The 18,254-nt window shown below is 71.8% G+C and carries 15 protein-coding genes; 4 read left to right on the forward strand and 11 right to left on the reverse strand.

Going from position 1 to position 18,254, the window contains the following annotated elements:
• Positions 1 to 23 precede the first annotated feature (23 nt).
• Genes B9S57_RS14340 through B9S57_RS14355 form a run of 4 tightly spaced genes read right to left on the reverse strand, consistent with a single transcriptional unit; the run spans position 24 to position 5,563 of the window.
• Complete coding sequence (locus B9S57_RS14340) at positions 24 to 2,429, reverse strand: glycoside hydrolase family 3 N-terminal domain-containing protein (RefSeq protein WP_103515959.1); 2,406 nt, start codon at positions 2,427 to 2,429, stop codon at positions 24 to 26.
• A 53-nt stretch (positions 2,430 to 2,482) separates the two neighbouring features.
• Positions 2,483 to 3,382, reverse strand: coding sequence for a carbohydrate ABC transporter permease (locus B9S57_RS14345; protein WP_103515960.1), 900 nt, complete (start codon positions 3,380 to 3,382; stop codon positions 2,483 to 2,485).
• A 4-nt stretch (positions 3,383 to 3,386) separates the two neighbouring features.
• Positions 3,387 to 4,316 carry a carbohydrate ABC transporter permease gene (locus B9S57_RS14350; RefSeq protein ID WP_103515961.1) on the reverse strand — a complete coding sequence of 310 codons (930 nt, stop codon included), beginning with the start codon at positions 4,314 to 4,316 and terminating at the stop codon, positions 3,387 to 3,389.
• Between the two features lie 2 nt (positions 4,317 to 4,318).
• The gene (locus tag B9S57_RS14355) at positions 4,319 to 5,563 is read right to left on the reverse strand and encodes an extracellular solute-binding protein (RefSeq protein ID WP_103515962.1); all 1,245 of its coding nucleotides are present in this window, start codon (positions 5,561 to 5,563) and stop codon (positions 4,319 to 4,321) included.
• A gap of 215 nt (positions 5,564 to 5,778) precedes the next feature.
• Between B9S57_RS14355 and B9S57_RS14360 the strand changes: the two genes are divergently transcribed.
• Positions 5,779 to 6,852, forward strand: a complete 1,074-nt coding sequence (locus tag B9S57_RS14360; RefSeq protein ID WP_103515963.1) for a LacI family DNA-binding transcriptional regulator — start codon at positions 5,779 to 5,781, stop codon at positions 6,850 to 6,852.
• A gap of 24 nt (positions 6,853 to 6,876) precedes the next feature.
• Here the strand turns inward: B9S57_RS14360 and B9S57_RS14365 are convergent, their stop codons facing one another.
• Complete coding sequence (locus B9S57_RS14365) at positions 6,877 to 7,155, reverse strand: hypothetical protein (protein ID WP_103515964.1); 279 nt, start codon at positions 7,153 to 7,155, stop codon at positions 6,877 to 6,879.
• A gap of 167 nt (positions 7,156 to 7,322) precedes the next feature.
• Between B9S57_RS14365 and B9S57_RS14370 the strand changes: the two genes are divergently transcribed.
• Positions 7,323 to 8,408: a glycosyl hydrolase gene (locus tag B9S57_RS14370; protein WP_103515965.1), complete on the forward strand. Its 1,086-nt coding sequence runs from the start codon at positions 7,323 to 7,325 to the stop codon at positions 8,406 to 8,408.
• Positions 8,409 to 8,496: 88 nt separating this feature from the next.
• Here B9S57_RS14370 and B9S57_RS14375 read toward each other — a convergent pair whose 3' ends face one another.
• The 4 genes from B9S57_RS14375 to B9S57_RS14390 form a co-directional block, all read right to left on the reverse strand.
• Entirely contained in the window at positions 8,497 to 8,913 is a 417-nt protein-coding gene (locus B9S57_RS14375; protein WP_103515966.1) for a universal stress protein, read from the reverse strand.
• 1 nt (position 8,914) lies between these two features.
• The gene (locus B9S57_RS14380) at positions 8,915 to 10,408 is read right to left on the reverse strand and encodes an APC family permease (RefSeq protein WP_103515967.1); all 1,494 of its coding nucleotides are present in this window, start codon (positions 10,406 to 10,408) and stop codon (positions 8,915 to 8,917) included.
• 137 nt (positions 10,409 to 10,545) lie between these two features.
• On the reverse strand, positions 10,546 to 11,766 hold the full coding sequence (locus tag B9S57_RS14385) for a saccharopine dehydrogenase family protein (RefSeq protein ID WP_103515968.1): 1,221 nt from the start codon (positions 11,764 to 11,766) through the stop codon (positions 10,546 to 10,548).
• A 408-nt stretch (positions 11,767 to 12,174) separates the two neighbouring features.
• On the reverse strand, positions 12,175 to 12,852 hold the full coding sequence (locus B9S57_RS14390; protein ID WP_103515969.1) for a uracil-DNA glycosylase: 678 nt from the start codon (positions 12,850 to 12,852) through the stop codon (positions 12,175 to 12,177).
• A 186-nt stretch (positions 12,853 to 13,038) separates the two neighbouring features.
• Here B9S57_RS14390 and B9S57_RS14395 point away from each other — a divergent pair, with 186 nt between their 5' ends.
• Positions 13,039 to 14,037 (forward strand): N-acetylglucosamine kinase, encoded by a 999-nt coding sequence (locus B9S57_RS14395; protein WP_258036387.1) that lies wholly within the window; start codon positions 13,039 to 13,041, stop codon positions 14,035 to 14,037.
• Positions 14,038 to 14,175: 138 nt separating this feature from the next.
• Positions 14,176 to 15,099, forward strand: coding sequence for a sirohydrochlorin chelatase (locus B9S57_RS14400; RefSeq protein ID WP_103515971.1), 924 nt, complete (start codon positions 14,176 to 14,178; stop codon positions 15,097 to 15,099).
• Between the two features lie 119 nt (positions 15,100 to 15,218).
• Here B9S57_RS14400 and B9S57_RS14405 read toward each other — a convergent pair whose 3' ends face one another.
• The gene (locus B9S57_RS14405) at positions 15,219 to 16,289 is read right to left on the reverse strand and encodes a lactonase family protein (protein ID WP_103515972.1); all 1,071 of its coding nucleotides are present in this window, start codon (positions 16,287 to 16,289) and stop codon (positions 15,219 to 15,221) included.
• 89 nt (positions 16,290 to 16,378) lie between these two features.
• Positions 16,379 to 17,884 (reverse strand): FUSC family protein, encoded by a 1,506-nt coding sequence (locus B9S57_RS14410; protein WP_103515973.1) that lies wholly within the window; start codon positions 17,882 to 17,884, stop codon positions 16,379 to 16,381.
• Positions 17,885 to 18,254: the final 370 nt, after the last annotated feature.

Consider the following 18,254-nt stretch of genomic DNA (forward strand, 5'->3'; position numbering starts at 1 on the left):
GGGCGCACGGGGAGCCCCGTGCGTCACGTCCGTGCGAGCGGCGCGTCGAGAGACGTGTGACAGACCATGCGACGCCGGTGGTCGACGGTGCGCTCCGGCCCGGTGAGGCGCAGCCGTACGGTCTGCTTGGTGTCGGCCACGTCGCTGGAGGTGGCGAAGCGCAGCTCCAGGTCGCCGGGCTCGACGATGCGGCGGCCGCCGGCCCCGGTGAAGGAGACCAGGTCGGGGTGGAATCGGAAGCTGACCCTCCGGGACTCCCCCGCGGCGAGCGGCACCCGGGCGTACCCGATCAGCCGGGCCTCCGGGCGCGTGGTCTGGGCGACCGGGTCGTGGACGTAGAGCTGGACCACTTCGGCCCCGTCGCGGTCACCGGTGTTGCGGACCGTGACCGCGAGGTCGGCCTCCCCGTCGGTGGGGAGCTCGGCCGGCGCCTCGGCACCCGCGTCCCAGGCGAACGAGGTGTACGAGAGCCCGTGCCCGAAGGGGTACAGCGGCGTCGGGTCCAGATTGGTGACCCCGTTGGCCAGGCCGAGCGGCGGCTGCAGATAGGTCCAGGGCTGCCCGCCGGTGCCGCGGGGCACGCTCACGGGCAGGCGCCCGGACGGGTTCACCCGCCCCGAGAGCACACCCGCGAGGGCCGGGCCGCCCTCCTCGCCGGGGAAGAAGGCCTGCACACAGCCTGCCAGCCGGTCGGCCCGGCCACCGAGCGCGTACGTACGTCCCGTCAGCAGCACCAGGACGACCGGGGTTCCGGTCGCCAGCAGTGCGTCCAGGAGCTCGCCCTGGCGACCGGGCAGCGAGAGGTCGGCCACATCGCAGCCCTCGCCGGAGGTCCCGCGGCCGAAGAGCCCGGCACGGTCACCGAGCACGGCCACGCAGACGTCGGCACCGGCCGCCAGCGCGGCGGCGCCCTCGATCCCCTCGGCGTCCGTACCGTCCACGTCGCAGCCCTGCGCGTAGTCGATGCCGGCGCCGGGGAACTCCTCACGGAGCGCCTCCAGCACCGTGGGGATGGCGATGCCCATGGGCGCGTCGGGGTGCTGCACCCCTACATGGCTCGGGAAGGAGTAGCAGCCGAGCATGGCCAGCGGGTCGTCGGCGCGGGGGCCGACCACCGCGATCCGTCCGGTGCCGCTCAGCGGAAGCGCGCCCTCGGGGTTGGCCAGCAGGACACAGGAACGCTCGGCGATCAGCCGGGCCAGGGCCCGGTTCCGCGGCGGGTCCAGGTCCACCGTGCCGCGCGCCCGCGCCGGGTCCACGCCGTCGAGCGCGGACGGCAGTTCCTGGCGGTCCGGATCGAGCAGGCCCAGCTCGCACTTCTGCAGCAGGACCCTGTGCAGGGCGCGGTCCACCAACTCCTCGGCCACCAGGCCGTCCCGCACGGCGGCGACCAGCTCGTCGCCGTAGCTGCGCACGGTGGGCAGTTCCACGTCGACCCCTGCGGTCAGGGCCAGGCGGGCGGCGTCGGCGCGGCCCGCTGCCACCTTGTGCAGGGTCTCCAGGAAGCCGATGCCGAAGTAGTCCGCGACGACCGTGCCGCCGAAGTCCCAGGTGTCACGGAGGAGTCCGGTGAGCAGCGACGGGTCGGCGGCCACCGGGACCCCGTCGATCTCGGCGTACGAGTGCATCACGGAACGGGCGCCGCCCTCACGGACCGCCATCTCGAACGGCGGAAGAATCACGTCCGCCATCTCCCGGTTCCCGGCACGGACCGGGGCGAGGTTACGGGCGCCGGCCGAGGCGGAGTACCCCGCGAAGTGCTTGAGCGTGGCGACGATCCCCGCGGACTCCAGCCCCTTCACATAGGCGGTGGCGACGGTGGCGACCAGATACGGGTCCTCACCGATCGTCTCCTCGACCCTCCCCCACCGCAGGTCCCGCACGACGTCGAGCACCGGGGCGAGGCCCTGGTGGACACCGACCGACCGCATGTCGCCGCCGATCCGGTGTGCCATCTCGGCGACCAGTTCCGGGTCCCAGGCGGCGCCCCAGGCGAGCGGCACGGGGTAGGCGGTGGCGCCCCACGCGGTGAATCCGGCCAGGCACTCCTCGTGGGCCACCGCCGGAATCCCGAACCTGCCGGCCTCCACGATCCGGGCCTGGGCCCTGGCCAGCGCGACCGCGCCGACGCCCGGGTCCACCGGGGCGGTGCCGAACGGCCGGGTGAGCTGGCCCAGTCCGCGGGTGGTGATGTCCTCGAAGTCGACCGGGTCGACCATGTCGTTCTGGTGCGGGGCGACTCCGTCGCCCTCCGCGTCGGCGCCCACCCAGATTCCGTACAGCTGGGCGGCCTTCTCCTCGAGTGTCATCCGGGCCGCCAGGTCGGCCACCCTCGCCTCCGGACCGAGCGAAGGGTCGCGCCACGGGCCGTCGACGGCTGCGTGGGGCGGATCGGCCTGACGGGCCTGCGGGACGGGGTGGATTGCCATGGCGGCAGGGGTTCCTCTCATGGGTGCGGTGGTTCCGGGGCGGCGTGGGTGCGCTATTTGCCGCCCACCCCCATCAGTCCGTTGATCAGCGCCCGCCGGGCCACGAGGTACACGGCGAAGATGGGTATGACGGAGAGGACGATCGCCGCCAGGACGGCGGGGATGTTCACTCCGAACTGGCTCATGAAGTTGAACAGCCCGAGCGTCAGCACGCGCTGCTCCTCCGACTGGGTCAGGATCAGCGGGAAGAGGAAGCCGTTCCACGCCTGGAGGGCGGAGAAGATGGCCACCGTGCTGATTCCGGCCCTGGACAGCGGCACCGCCAGCTGCCAGAGCATCCGCACGGGCGAGGCTCCGTCGAGGGACATCGCCTCGTACATCTCCTCGGAGACGTCGCGCATGGTGCCGCTGAGCACGAGGACCGCGACGGGCATCGCGAAGGCCGCGGTGGGCAGGATGATCGCCCAGAGGGTGTCGTACAGCCCCATCTTCCCGATCATCAGGTAGAGGGGCACGATGACCGCCTGTGCGGGGATCGCCACGCCGAGGAGAAAGGTCCGGAAGGCGAGCGAGGAGAGGCGGCTGCGGGTGCGCACCGCCACGTACGCGACGGGGACGGAGAGCACCAGCACGATGGCGACCGTGGCGACGGCTACGATCGCGGTGTTGCCGATCAGCGTGAGGAACCCGCTGTCCAGCACGGTGTTGTAGTTCTCCAGGGTCGGGTCCGTGGGGATCGCCAGCGGGTCGCCGTTCAGGGCCTCGTCCTGGCGCATCAGGGACGCGGAGACGAGGGTGTACAGCGGCACCAGGACGATGAGGAGCCAGGTCAGCGAGCCGATGCCGGCCACGGGGTTTCCCAGGGACCTGCGCCGTGGGGTCGTGCGCCCGCGGCGGGGCTCGGTGGGCGCCGCACGGTGCTGCGGCGCCGCGGGGCGGGTGTCGATCGACATCGCGTCACATACCTTCCCGGGTGGACCGCATGGACCCGAAGCCACTGAGGCGCACCATGAGCAGCGAGATGCTGGTGGCCACGACGACGAGTGCGGTGGCGATGGCCGCCGCATAGCCGAGGTCGTACGTCTGGAAGCCGGTCCGGTACATCAGGTAGGGCAGGATCGTGGTGTCCGTGCCGGGACCGCCCTTGGTCATGATGAGCACGGTGTCGAAGTAGGTCAGCGAGCCGACGATCATCAGTACCGACGAGGTCGTCATCGTGTGGCGCAGCTGCGGCAGGGTGATGTGGAAGAACTGCCGCACCATGCCCGCGCCGTCGATGGAGGCCGCCTGGTAGAGGACCTCCGGGATCTGCCGGGCGCCGCCCTGGTAGATCAGCGTGTGGAAGGGCATGAACTGCCAGCCGCCGACGAACGCCACCACGAGCAGAGCGCCGGTGGACGACCCCATGACGTTGGGGTCGATGCCGAGCCATGGGCCGATGGTCTGGATCACGCCGAAGTTGGGGTCGAGCAGGGCGTGGAAGAGCATCGCGATGGCGGTGGTGGAGAGCAGCAGCGGGATGAAGAAGATCGCGGACAGGAAGGCGCGGCTGCGCTGCCGTCCGGCCGCCCAGACGCCCAGCAGCAGAGCGACCGGCGTCTGGAAGACCCAGCTGATGGTGGTGAGCAGGAGGCTCAGCCAGGCCGCCTGGCCGAATTCGGAGTCCTTGAAGAGCCGGGTCCAGTTGTCCAGACCCGTCAGGGTCGGGGAGTTGAGCCCGTCCCACTCGCAGAAGGAGAGGTAGACGGCGATCGCCAGGGGGACGATCGCGAAGACGGCGAAGAAGAGGATGCCGGGAAGGGCCCAGGCGACCGGGGGGCGGCCGACGTTGCCGACGGCCGCCTTCCTGCCTCCGCTGCTCTTCGCGACCGGAGTGTGGTGGGACATCGTTACTTCGCGGCCTTCATCGCTTCGACGAACTGCTCGGGGGTCGTCTTGCCCGCGAACAGCTTGCTGATCTCCGTGAGCAGGGGCGTGGCGTACTGGGCTTCGAGTGCCTGGTCCCACGAGAGGGTGAAGCTCGGGGCCTTCTGCACCATTTCGTACTGGTCGGTGGCGAACTGCGGGTTGGGCGAGCCGCTCAGCATCGAGGCGGCGTTGGACGTGGTGGGTACGTCACCGTTGTCGACCAGGGCCTGCGCGTAGGTCTTCGACGCCATCGTCTTCAGGAACGCGACGGCGGTGTCCTTGTGCTTGGTCCGGGCGTTGACCGACCAGTAGTTGGTGGGGTTGCCGACCACGTTCGCCGCGTCGCCGACACCGCCGGCCACGGTCGGGAAGCCGGTCCAGCCGAGGTCCTTCTTCGCGAATTCGGGGGCCTTGCCCAGTTGGGTCGAGTACTCCCACGAACCCATGAGGTGCATCGCGGCCTTGCCCTTGTTGAGCAGGGTCGGGGCTCCTCCGTTGCCGTAGTCCACGGAGTTGAAGTTCTTGCCGAACGCACCCTCGTCGATCAGCTCCTTGACGGTCTGCGCCGTCTTGAGCACCGCCGGGTCGCCCCAGCCCTCGCTGTCGCCGTCCTGGATCCTCTTGAAGACCTCGGGGCCGCCGATCCGGTCCAGGAGGTACTCCATCCACATCAGCTCGGGCCACTTGTCGGACCCGCCGAGCGCGAAGGGGGTGACGCCGGCGTCCTTGAAGGTCTTGATGGCCGACTGGAGGTCTTCCCAGGTCTTCGGGGGCTCGATCTCGTGCTCGGCGAAGAGCGCCTTGTTGTAGAAGAGCATCACGGGCTGCATGCCGCGCATGGGCACCCCGTAGACCTTCCCCTCGAGGCCGCCGGCCGTCATGATCGAGGGAAGGAAGCCGTCCTTGAGCGTGGGGTCGTTCTCGACCGTCGACGTGAGGTCGACCAGGTCCTCGGAGTCGACGTACGGCTTGATGGAGCCGCCACCCCAGTTGAAGAAGACGTCCGGCGCACTGGGGGAACCCATGGCGCTGCGCAGCTTGTTCACGTAGTCGGTGCCGGGGACCGACACCAGCTTGACCTTGACCTCGGACGTCTTGTTGAACGTGTCGACCGCCGCCTGCTGGACCTTGACCGCGTCGTCGCCGTAGACGTAGGCGGTGATGGTCCCGCTGTCGCTCCCGCCGGCGCCGGACCCGCAGCCGGCCAGCAGCCCGGCCATGGCCATGGCCGCACCCGCCGCGGCCCATCTCGTCGTACGTGTGCCCTGAGTGAATATCCCCGACCGCATGACCGCACCCTCTGTCGAATGTTTCGGCGTGCCTTTCGAATGTTGCCGGAACCGTACGGTCGTGTTTCGGGCCAGTCAAGAGGGTAGGAGCAAGGATTTACGAACCTTGCCCAGGCGCGTGTACAGGGCGGCGAGGGAGCTACGATTCGTCCATGAGCCCTGCAAAGGTCCAGCCCCAACAGGAGAAGGCGTCCGCCGGCGAGTCGTCGGAGAGCACCGCCACGCTGGCGGAGATCGCCCGAGCGGCCGGAGTCTCGGCTCCGACAGTTTCGAAAGTGCTGAACGGACGCGCCGACGTCGCCCCCGGTACGCGCACGAGGGTGGAGGAGCTGCTGCTGCGCCACGGCTACCGCCGCAGGCGTGGCGCCTCCCAGCAGTCCCAGCTCATCGATCTGGTCTTCCACGAACTGGACAGCGCCTGGGCGATGGAAGTCGTCCGCGGAGTCGAGAACGTCGCCAGGGAAGAGGGGCTGAGCCTGGTCCTCTCGGAGAGCGCCGGCCGGCTCACCCCTGGCCAGACATGGGTGGACGGCGTCCTGGCGCGCCGCCCGGCGGGAGTGATCCTGGTGCTCTCGGACCTCGACGCCGCCCAGCGGGCACAGCTGACGAGCCGCTCCATCCCGTTCGTCGTCGTCGACCCCGCGGGCGACCCCGGTGACGACATCCCGTCGGTGGGAGCCACCAACTGGCAGGGCGGCCTGGCCGCCACCCGTCATCTGACGGGTCTGGGCCACCGGCGCATCGGCGTCATCGGCGGGCCGGCCCGCATGATGTGCAGCCGGGCCCGGCTGGACGGCTACCGTGCCGCCCTGGAGACCTCCGGCGTGCCCATGGACCCCGAGCTCGTCCGGGAGGGCGAGTTCAACCACGAGGACGGCTACACGGCGGCCCTGGACCTGCTGCGGCTGCCGGAGCCGCCCACGGCCGTCTTCGCCGGCAACGACCTGCAGGCGCTCGGCGTCTACGAGGCCGCGCGCGAGCTGGGGCTGCGGATCCCGGAGGACCTCAGCGTCGTCGGCTTCGACGACCTGCCGCTCACCCGCTGGATCGGCCCCCCGCTCACCACGGTGCGCCAGCCCCTCATAGAGATGGCGGAGACCGCGGCCCGGCTGGTCCTCGACCTGGGCCGGGGCCGGCAGCCCGCGACGACCAGGGTCGACCTCGCGACGAGCCTGGTCGTCCGCAGCAGCACGGCCCCGCCCGGGGCGCCGGGCAACGGCAGCTGACTCCGAGGCGCGGACGGACCGCCTTCAGCCGACCCCGTACACGCCGGGCGTCGAGGAGGCGTTCTCCGGCTCGTTCCAGGACGTGCGGGTCTCCCGCCGGACGGTTGACGGCCCCTCCACGGAGGCCGAGAACCCGGCCCCCTTCAAGCGGCTGTTCAGCGCGGTGTACGCGTGAGGGCCGTACGACGTGTGGGCGATCCGTGAGGGCGGCGGGGGTTCCCGGACCGGGAACCCGTGGCCACCGTGGCCCAGACACTCGCCCGCCGTCCCGCGCGGGACGGCGTTTTCGCCCTCTGCGGACACCCCGGCCCCCTCCGCCCTCCCCGTTCCGGACCGACCTCGCCCGGCCCGCCCGATCCGCTGCCGCGACCGTGGTGACCTGGGGCGACACCGCATGTCCCGGCCACTGTCAGTGCCGGGGTGCAGACTGACCCGTATCCGGCACAACGGCGTTTCGGGAGGGTCATGTCATGACGGATGTACTGCTCACCGTAGGTACCCGCAAAGGGCTCTTCATCGGCCGCAGACGCGGCGGTACGTGGGAGTTCGGCGATCCTCATTTCAACGCCCAGGCGATCTACTCGATCGCGATCGACACCCGGGGTGGCGTGCCCCGCCTGCTGGTGGGCGGGGACAGTGCGCACTGGGGTCCCTCGGTCTTCCACTCCGACGACCTGGGCGGGACCTGGGTGGAGCCCAGACAGCCCGCGGTGAAGTTCCCGCAGTTCACCGAGGCGTCGCTGGAGCGGGTCTGGCAGCTCCACCCCGCCGGCCCGGAAGCCCCCGACGTCGTCTACGCGGGGACCGAACCGGCAGCGCTGTTCCGGTCGTACGACCGCGGCGAGTCCTTCGAGCTGGTCCGCCCGCTCTGGGAGCACCCGACACGGTCCAAGTGGGTGCCGGGCGGCGGCGGGGAGGGGCTGCACACGATCCTGACCGACCCGAGGGACGCGGCCGCCGTGACCGTCGCCGTCTCCACCGCCGGCGTCTTCCGCACCGAGGACGGCGGTGAACGCTGGGCCCCCTCCAACAAGGGCGTCTCAGCGGTCTTCCTGCCCGATCCCGATCCCGAGTTCGGCCAGTGCGTCCACAAGGTCACCCGGGACGCGGCCGATCCCGACCGGCTCTACCTGCAGAACCACTGGGGCGTGTTCCGCAGCGACGACGGCGGGAAGCGCTGGAAGGACATCGGCACCGGCCTGCCCTCGGACTTCGGCTTCGCCGCTGCCGCGCACCCGCATCGCGCGGACACCTTCTACGTCTTCCCGATCAACGCCGACGCGGACCGTGTGCCGGCCGGACGCCGCTGCCGCGTGTTCAGGACCGAGGACGCGGGCAAGACCTGGCAGCCGCTCACGCGCGGCCTCCCGGACGGCGACCACTACGGCACGGTGCTGCGCGACGGTCTCTGCACGGACGACGCGGACCCGGCGGGCGTCTACTTCGGCAATCGCAACGGTGAGGTGTACGCGAGCGCGGACGACGGGGACACCTGGCAGGAGCTCGCCTCGCACCTGCCGGACGTCCTGTGCGTCCGGGCGGCGGTGATCGGCTGACCGGGCGACGGCCGGTCGCCGTCAGGGCATCCCGGCGGGAGCGCTTCGCTCCCTGAGCCTCCCGCCGGATCGCCCCTCGGTCGGCACATCACTCCTCGGTCGGCACACAGAGCACCGGTACGGTGGACAGGTGCAGGAGCTTGTGCGGGGTGGATCCGAGGAGCGCTCCCCGGATGGGACTCTCGCCCCAGCTGCCCACCACGATGACCCTGGCCGCGTGCCGTGCGGCGGCTTCGATCAGCGCCTGTGCCGGGCTCTGGTCGATGACCTCGACCGTGGTCGGTACATCGGCCTCCTCCGCCGCGGCGACCGCCCGTTCCAGCCCGGTGCGCCCGGCCTGGCGGATGGCCTCGTAGTGGGCGCGGTACTCCTCGCCGGTGGGGCCGGGCGGGGCCGCGCCGTAGACCAGGACCAGCTGCTCGCCGAACGCGCCGGCCACCTCGATCGCCGCGCGCAGGGCCCGTGCGGCACCCGGTGACTCGTCGTACCCGAGGACCACGGACATCTCAGGCCTCCTTGCCGTGTACGAGGTCGGGGTCGACCACGCCCCGGCGCTCGGCCCAGAAGGCCGGCGACCGGAGCCGCAGCACCACCATGAGCACCACACCGGCGAGGCTGATGCAGATGCCGATGACGAGCGGCGGGCCGAGCCCGAACCAGGAGGTCCCGCTGTAGGAGTTCTCCGGGTCGGACATGTCGATGACGGACCGGACCAGCAGCCAGGTCAGCAGACCGGCTCCCACCAGCGGCCCGAGGCCGATGAGGAAGAAGTTGCGCGCACTTTCGGTGAGGTGTCGGCGGTAGTAGACGGCGCACGCCACCCCGGTGAGCGCGTAGTAGAAGGCGATGAGGAGGGAGAGCGCCGTCAGCGAGTCGAAGAGGGCGTTCTCGCTGATCTGGTTGACGACGAGGTACCAGGCGACGGCGATGACCGCCACCCACCACGTGCTCACGTCGGGGGTCCGGAAGCGTGGGCTGATGCGCGCGAAGTGGGCGGGCAGCGCGTGGCGGCGGGCCATCGAGAGCGCGGTGCGCGAGGCCGGGATGATCGTGGTCTGCGTCGAGGCGAGCGCCGACGTCGCGACGGCGAGCAGCACGATCCAGTCCCAGCCCCCCATGACCTCACCGGCGAGAAGGGCGAAGATGAACTCCTCCTCCTCGGCGTTCTCCGCGAGGTAGGCCGGTCCGGCGAACGCCACGACCGCGAAGCCGACGGACAGGTAGGTCACCAGCAGGATGACCGTCGACCAGACACCCGCCCGCCCGGGAGCGGTCGCGGAGTCCTCCACCTCCTCGGTGAGGTTGACGCACGACTCCCAGCCCCAGTAGATGAACACACCCAGCAGCAGACCTCCCGTGAGCGCCGCTCCGCCCGCCCCGAAGGGGTTGATCCACTCGACGGAGGGTCTGACGGAGTCGAAGTCGGTCGTGCCCGCGTAGACGCGGTAGAGCGCGACGACCACGAAGACGAGGAGGAACACCACCTGAGCCAGGATCAGGACGTTCTGCACCTTGGCCGAGATCTCGGTCCCGATCACGCACAGGCCGGTCATCACCACGATCAGGAGCACGGTGAGCAGTTGGCGCACGAAGGTGTTCTCGGCCCAGCTGTCGAGGCCGACGGCCATCAGCCCGAAGCTGACGGCGACGTCCGCCAGTGACCCGACCACGAGCACCCCGGTCATCGTGATGGCCCAGCCGCCGAGCCATCCGGTCCACGGCCCCAGAGCGCGTGTCACCCAGGAGAACGTCGTCCCACAGTCCTGGTCGACCTTGTTGAGGTAGTAGAAGGCCGAGGCGATGAGAAGCATCGGCACGAAGGAGGCGAAGAGCACTCCGGGCGCGTAGATACCGACGAGCGCCACGATCGGGCCGATGACAGCGGCCACCGAGTACGCCGGCGACGTCGCGTTCAGTCCGATGACCAGCGCGTCGACGAAGCCGATCGCGTTCGGCTTCAAGCTTGCCGGCGGTTCCGATCCGGCACGGTCCTCTGCCACGCTCCCTCACTAGGGTCACAGGCCTGACAAAAAGGCGGAATATTTCCTTCCGCATGCTATTGAGCTATGTCCCGGCGCGCATGTCAGGAGGGCACCCCGGGGCACCCTCCGACCCGCCCGGGGGCACCCCTCGGCCTTCACTGTTCGCGCATCCCCCACGGTGCGCCGTACTCGGTCAGGAGATCGAGGAACGGCCGGGGCGGCATGGCCTCGGGTCCCAGAACCCCGGTGCCGCCCCAGACGCCGCCCGCGACGAGTTCGAGGGCGGCCACGGGGTTGATCGCGGTCTGCCAGACCACGGCCTGGGAGCCGTACTCACGCATCGACCACTGGTTGTCGACCACGTGGTAGAGGTAGACCTCACGGGGCCTGCCGTCCTTGCGGCCTCTCACCCAGGTGCCCGCGCACGTCTTGCCATGCATCCGGTCACCGAGTCCGGCCGGGTCGGGCAGGCAGGCGGCCACCACGTCCCGCGGCGAGACCTGGGCGTCGCCGGCACCGCTCTTGACGGGGACGGGGTCCGTGCGGTCCAGACCGAGCTTGTGAAGGGTTCGCAGCACCCCGATGAACTCGTCGCCCAGCCCGTACTTGAAGGTGACCCGCCGGGCCTTCAGCCATCGGGGGACGAGCAGCACCTCCTCGTGCTCGACGTTGACGCACTCGACGGGCCCGATGCCCTCCGGGAAGTCGAAGACCTCCGGTTCGCTGAACGGGGCGGTGGTGAACCAGCCGCGCCCCTCCTCGTAGACGACCGGTGGGTTCAGGCACTCCTCGATGGTGGTCCAGATGCTGAAGGACGGGGCGAAGTCGTAGCCCTCCACCGTCAGGTCGGCGCCGTCACGGATCCCGATCTCCTCGATCTCGTCGAAGAGCTCGTCCGAGGCGTAGCGGGCGAACACGTCCGAGAGCCCCGGTTCCACGCCCATCCCGACCAGCGCGAGGAGGCCGGCGGCCTCCCATTCGGCCGCCCGGGCGAACTGGGCGTCCCCGAGCTTCACCCCGCACTCCTGGTACGGGCGGGACGGATGCGGCCGGGACAGCGACATGGCCATGTCGAGGTAGTGCGCGCCGTGGGCGAGGGCCGCCTCGAACAGCGGCATGACGAAGCGGGGGTCGGTGGCATTGAGCAGGACGTCGCAGCGGTGTTCGGTGAGTGCGGCGCGCACGGCTGCCGGGTCGGACGCGTCGAGCCGGACCGCGCCGAAGCGGGCCCCTGGCTCGCCCAGGGCCGCGACGGCGGTCTCCGCCCGCCCGAGGTCGTAGTCGGCGACCGCCATGTACTCGAAGAAGGGCCGCCGGGCCGCGATCCGGGTGATCGCCGTTCCCACGCCTCCCGCGCCGACCAGCAGAACACGCATGGGACACCACTCCTCCGCCTCGCCGACGGCACGGCCGGGCCGGCCGGGCCGGTGGAGTGGGGACGCTAACAGCCGCGCCGCCCGGCGGCGGGAGTCTGCGGCCGGTGTCCCGCGTCCGGGGCGTCGAGGCCCCGAAGAGCCACCCGGACGGGCTCGTGGAGAGGCTTCGGTCGGGGCGGGCGGCTGTCCTTCCCGGAAAAGGAGCCGGCCCCACCGGCGGGGGGATGCCGGTGGGGGGGATGCCGGTGGGGCCGGGTGCTCACAGAGATGCGGGGGTGCACCGCCGGAGCTCGGGTCACAGGGCTCGTGCCCGCGTGCGGCCCACCTGTGCGGGACGGCCGGGACCGGATCCCGGGCGCCGGGCTGCGGACCGGCTGCGGTCCGCCGTGTGTTCCGCCGGGGCGGAGCTCACGGCAGGCGCCAGTCCACCGGCTGCTCTCCCCCACGGACCAGGAAGTCGTTGGTGCGGCTGAAGGGCCGCGAGCCGAAGAAGCCGCGGTCCGCGGACATGGGGGAAGGGTGCGCCGACTCGATCGCGGGCAGTTCCCCGAGGAGCGGCCGCACATTGCGCGCGTCCCGCCCCCACAGCACGGAGACCATCGGCTTGCCGCGCGCGGCAAGCGCGCGGATGGCCTGTTCGCTCACTTCCTCCCAGCCCTTGCCCCGGTGGGCGGCCGGCTTGCCCGGTGCCGTGGTCAGCGCCCGGTTGAGCAGGAGCACTCCCTGCCGCGTCCAGGGCGTCAGGTCTCCGTTGGACGGCCTCGGTACACCGAGGTCGGCGTGGAGCTCCCGGAAGATGTTCTCCAGGCTCCCCGGCAGCCGCCGCACGTCGGGGGCGACCGCGAAACTCAGCCCGATCGCCATGCCCGGGGTCGGGTAGGGGTCCTGACCCACGATCAGGACGCGTACGTCGTCGAAGGGCTGCTGGAAGGCGCGCAGGACGTTCTGCCCCGCCGGCAGGTAGGTGCGGCCCGCGCCGATCTCCGCGCGGAGGAAGTCCCCCATCGCCGCGATCCGGCCGGCCACGGGTTCCAACGCCTGAGCCCAGCCGGGCTCCACAATTTCACTCAACGGTCGCGCTGCCACAGGCGTCACCCTACCGGCCTACACCGACAGCGTGATCATGCGGTCCCCGCCGGTGCCGCCCTTGGGGATAGTCTGCGCGTCGTCATCCGTCCCCCACTCCCCGGAACCAGTCCATGAGAGCGCGTCCGTGGTGTCGCCCGCGGTGAGCGAGCCGACCGAACAGCGGTCGGACGAGAGGTGGTTGTCGTGACCGGAGCCCCTGGCACCTTCGTCCTCGGGGTGGACTCGGGCGGTTCGGGGCTGAGGGTGGCCCTGGGGTCCGTGGACGCCCGGCGCCCCGTCCACACCGAAATCTGCGCCGAACCGGTGCGGACCGGGACGGCAGGCATCGATGCCGGGCACCTGCTGGAGCAGCTGCTGCCGGCGGCCCGGCGGTTGCTGGAGCGGGAGGGCCCCGGAGCCTCCGTCACGACTGCGGCGCTCGGAGCGGCGGGCATGGCGACGCTCGGGGAGCGGCTGCGGGCGGAGGTGCCCACCGCGCTCACCGACACGCTGGGGGTCCGGCGGATGGCCCTGGCCGCCGACGCGGTCACCGCCTACGCCGGGGCGCTGGGCCAGCGGCCCGGAGCGGTCGTGGCGGGGGGGACCGGCATGGTCGCGCTCGGTACCGACCTGAGGACGTGGCGCAGGGCGGACGGCTGGGGACATCTGCTGGGCGACAGCGGCGGGGGCGCCTGGATCGGCCGTGCGGGGCTCGATGCGGCGATGCGGGCCCACGACGGCCGGCGGGGTGGTTCACCCGCACTGCTGGAGCGGCTGGAGGCGGTCTTCGGGCCCGTCACCGGCCTTCCCGGTCTGCTGTATCCGCGTACGGACCGTCCCGCGCTGCTCGCCTCCTTCGCCCCCGAGGTCGTCGCGTGCGCCCTTGGAGACGAGGTCGCCGCGGGGATCCTGCGGGAGGCCGCGGCGCACATCGCCGAAGCCGCGGCCGCGGTCTGCCCCGGCCCTGCCGAATCCGGCCCCGACGGCTGCGAGGTCGCCCTCACCGGTGGGCTGTTCCGCATGGGCGAGCCGCTTCTCGCACCACTCCGCGAAGAACTGGCCGCACAGATCCCGCGGGCACGCGTGGTGCCGGCGGCAGGAGACCCGCTGCACGGTGCGCTGGAGATCGCCCGGGCGCTCGCCGGACCGGGGCTGCGCGTCCCGTCCCACCCGACCCTGCTGTTCGTACCGGGAGTAACGTAGACGATTCGAGCGATCGCCCGCCGGGACGGAGCAGGTCAGTCGCCTACTACGCCACTCAACAGACATATATGGACAGATGACGTCCAGCCGCCCCCTCGTCGAACAGAGGGGCACCCAAAACCAGTAGCATGCGGCGCCATGAGCACCCCCACTGGGCCCGCTTCCGGCCTGCCTGTACGAATGCCGCGACCTCGCCAGTCCGGACGGCACCGCCGCCCGGAGCCCGTGGTCGCACCTGAGGGCGCTGCCGCGCTCGTTCTTGCCCTTCCCGGTACCCCTTCCCCGGCCTCGCGCAGCCTGGCCGAGGAAGTCATCAGCATCGCCCGCTCCGAGCTGCCCGGTCTCAACGCGCAGATCGGCTATCTCGACGGCGACGACGCCGAATACCCGACGCTCGCCTCCGTACTCACCCATGCCGCCGCCGAGCGCACCGCGCGCTACGAGCAGGCCACCGCCGCCGGCCGCGAGGTCGCCGAGCCCTCGGGGCCGTCCGCCGTCGTGGTGCCGCTGCTCGCGGGGCCGGACAGCGCCCTGATCCGGCGCATACGGCAGGCCGTCATGGACAGCGGCACGCAGGCGGAGCTGACCGATGTCCTGGGTCCCCATCCGCTGCTCGCCGAAGCGCTGCACGTGCGGCTCTCGGAGGCCGGGCTGTCACGCGCCGACCGCGCGAGGCTGTTCACCGTGGCGACCGCGGCCGACGGCATCGTGCTGGCCACGGTCGGCGGCGAGGAGGCCGTGCAGGCCGCCGGGATCACCGGCATGCTGCTGGCCGCCCGCCTCGCGGTGCCGGTGATGGCCGCGGCCCTGGACGTGGAGGGCTCCGTGGCCTCGATCGCCGCGCAGCTGCAGAACTCCGGCTCCGCGCAGCTCGCGCTGGCGCCGTACCTGGTGGGCCCGGAGATCGACGCCGGACTGCTGGACGCGGCCGCGAAGGAGGCCGGCTGCGCGACCGCCGAGCCGCTCGGCGCGTACCCGGCCATCGGCAAGCTCGTGCTCTCGCTGTACGCGACGACGCTGGGGATCACGCCGGCGACACCGCAGGGCGCCCAGGCGCACTGATCCGCGGACGAGGCGCGGACCGCTCCGGTCCGCGCCTCGTCGCGGTCAGCTCACCGCATACCCCTCTGCGCCCACCGGCGCGCCCGGCACGTCAGGATGCCGGGGCGCTTCAGGTCGCGTCAGCCGAAGACCACGCAGGAGGCGGCCGGAACCTCGATGGAGCCCGCGTGCGCCGGGATTCCGGTCTCGGCGTCCACGGCGAACCAGCTGACGTTCCCCGAGTGCTCGTTGGCGGCGTACAGCCACTGCCCGGAGGGGTCGAGGGCGAGGTCGCGGGGCCAGCGTCCGCCACAGCCCACGGCAGCCGCGAGGGCAGGCTTCTCCGCCGTCTCGTCGAGCGTGAGCACGGAGATGCTGTCGTGCCCGCGATTTGCGGTCCACAGGAACCTGCCGTCGTGGGAGACCACCACCTCCGACGGGTAGGTGCGCACGGCCGGGCCCTCGCCGTGGTCATGCGGCAGCACAGGCGTCTCCCCCAGGGGTTCGAGCAGCCCCGCGGGGGCGTCCCAGCGGCAGACCGTGACCGTCGGCTCCAGCTCGTTCAGGACGTAGGCGTGTCCCCCGGACGGGTGAAAGGCAAGATGACGTGGCCCGCTCCCCGGTCGCAGGGCCGCCTCCGAGTGCAGCCGCAGCGCGCCCGTGGCGGGCTCGAGGGCGCAGACGCGGACGGAGTCCGTACCGAGATCCACGCTCAGCACCCACGTGCCCGACGGGTCGGGGAGCACCTGGTGGGCGTGCGGGGCCGACTGGCGGTCCTCGTCCGGACCGCGGCCCTCGTGGCTCAGCACGGCACCCACCGGCCCGGGCGCGCCGTCGTCCCCCACGGGCAGCACGGTGACGCTGCCGGACCCGTAGTTGGCGGTGAGGAGACGGCCCCCGGCGAGGGCGAGGTGGGTCGGGCTGTTCCCGTCCACCGGCCGCACCTCTCCGATCAGCCGTGGAGAGCTGTCGGCGCCGACGGTGAAAGCCGCGGCGGCGCCCTCGGAGGACTCGCTGACCGCGTAGAGCACGGTGTCACCCGTCGCGGGAGCCTGGCCGACCGCGAGGAAGGACGGGTCGGGCACGACGTCCGTCGACCCGAGCACGGTCAGCTCCCCGGTGTCCCGGTCGACGGCGGCGACGGTGATGCCACGGCCGCCCGCCGAGGTGAACGACCCTATGAATGCCCGCACTGCGTGGTCGGCGCCCATCGCGCTACCCCTCTTCACGTCCGTCCCGATCTTCCCGGCCGACGGTAGCAGGCAGCACCTTTTGGTCCGTACCAAAGAGCGCGGAGAGGTCAGGCTCCGATCAGCGGGGCACGCGGCGAGCTGTGCAGGGGCGCGGCGAGCTCGGCGAGCGCCCTTTCCAGACTGTGCAGGTGGGCCAGCGCGGGTTCGGTGACACCGGCGGGCGGCAGGACACCGGCGACGGGGGCCGTCTGCCTCCGCACGGGCGCCGTCAGCGCCTCCACCGACGCCTCCACCCGCCAGCAGGCCGCGGCCAGCCGGGCGTCGTGGGAGGCCTCCGGGTCCGCCGCGACGGACGCCAGGCCCCGGACCTCGCGTGCGCAGACGTCGAGCAGCGCGAGCACCTGCCCGGCCCGTACCTTACGGGCGCGGAGCGGACTCAGCGGATGCACGAGGGGGCCGAGGGAGAGTCGTACGCGCCCGAGGAGCGCCTCCAGTTCGGCGACGCGGGGAGCGGGGTCGGCGGTCGGCGAGCCCGCCAGCCGTGCGGCGGCTTCGGCGGTGCACGCGTGCACGCAGCGCAGGGCCCGCTGGATCCAGGCGTCGGTCGTGGCGTGGGTGGTGACCGGGAGGAGCAGCAGCACCGCCACCATCGCGCCGAGGGCGCCGACTCCGGTCTCCAAGAGGCGCAGGGTGAGCAGTGCGGGGTCCAGGACACCCAGCAGTCCGTAGAGCGTCCCCGCCAGGACCGTCACCGAGAACATCATCCAGGTGTACGAGAGTGCTGCCGTGTAGAAGATGCCGAAGACGCCGAGCGCCACCAGAGCGGCGGACGGCAGGACCGCCCCGTGCAGCGGGGCGATGACGAGCAGCCCGACGGGGACGCCGGCCAGCGTGCCCAGCACCCGGCGGAATCCGCGGACCAGGGTCTCGCCGCGCGACGCCGTGTTGACGAAGACCCACCAGGTGGCCCCCACGGCCCAGTACCAGCGCTCCCCGGAGAGCAACTGGCCCGCCAGCAGAGCGAGGGCTCCGCCCGCGGTCGCCTGGACGGCCTGGCGCGTGGTCGCCCGGGCCAGCCCACGGCCCACCACGGGCGCGAGGGGTACGGTCACGGGCAGCCGCCGCTCGTAGCACCAGAGGCCGAAGCGGACGGCCGACGCCGTGAGGAGCGAGAGAAGGACGGCGGAGTACACCTCGGGCAGCTGCTCCGGAAGGGTGCGGAGGAACTGGGTGATGAAGAAGGCCATGAAGGCGAACACCCCGAGCGCGTGGCCGCGGGGCCCCCACCGCCTGGCGTAGACGCCGACGCCCATGACCGCGAGAAAGGCCAGGTCACGCGCGACGGGATGGTCGTGCAGCCCGGCGGCCAGAGCGAACACAGGGAGCCCGGCGGCGGGCAGGAGCACCGTGGTGACCGCCTGGCCGCGCACGGTGGGGTCGGTCACCGTGAAGAGGGCCAGCAGTGCCGCCAGCCCGCCGGTGATCGCACCGACGAGCGAGTGCCCGGCCAGGCCGCACACGACGACGGCCAGCCCGATGCCCAGGACGGCCCTGGTCGCGTGACGCAGACGCAACCGCCCCGGGTCCGGAGCCACGAACGCCCTCTTCAGCACAGATGCCCGCCCCTTCTCATGAAAAAGGGCGCCACGGAATCCGCAGCGCCATCGACAGGACCATCTCACCACGCGCAGGGCTGCTGGCTCAACCGTCGCCCGATCCACTGAGCCATTGGTACAGCCGATTGAGCCCTGCGCATACCAGGGGACGACCATTGGTCACGCAGACGGGCCTACGCAGGAAGCCAGGACGTCCGGAGCATCCGCTCCTGGACGCCGCGATCCGGGCGCCCCGGTCCATGTGAGCCGGAGCGCCCGGGAGCGCCCGCCCCGAAGGCGGCACGCGTCAACGGCCGTACGTGGCCCGGCACAGGGCGACGATGTCGGCGGAGGCGACCCCGCGGCCCGTCGCGCACACGGCACGCAT

This window comes from Streptomyces sp. SM10, from assembly GCF_002910915.1.
Lineage (GTDB): Bacteria > Actinomycetota > Actinomycetes > Streptomycetales > Streptomycetaceae > Streptomyces.